Annotated in this window: 1 protein-coding gene; it reads left to right on the forward strand. The window is 48.5% G+C overall.

What is annotated here, in order from left to right; genetic code table 11:
• Positions 1–20: 20 nt before the first annotated feature.
• The coding region (locus KMS84_RS44635) for a hypothetical protein (RefSeq protein ID WP_256921607.1) at positions 21–266 on the forward strand (246 nt) is incomplete at its 3' end.

Here is a 266-nt window from a genome sequence, read left to right on the forward strand (position 1 = left end):
GTATTTCATTTCGTGATTTGGTGAAGATGCCAGCCATCACTGCCTGGCGCCAAAGTGATCCTGGTAATTTTGGCGGGATGGGTATGACTGCCCAAGAATCTGCTGTTTTCTACTCCATTGGAATTGGCGACGGAAGTTGGGGAGCATTCTATGATGTGTGTTCGCTCTACCCTTTACGCACGGCAATATTTGGGTTCAGTAGTCACTTGCAGTTGATCCACGGACGCGTAAACGCAGAAGGCAGGCCGATAGATTCACCTTATTTG

This window comes from Streptomyces hilarionis (assembly GCF_024539675.1).
In the GTDB taxonomy this organism is placed as follows: Bacteria; Actinomycetota; Actinomycetes; order Streptomycetales; family Streptomycetaceae; genus Streptomyces; species Streptomyces hilarionis.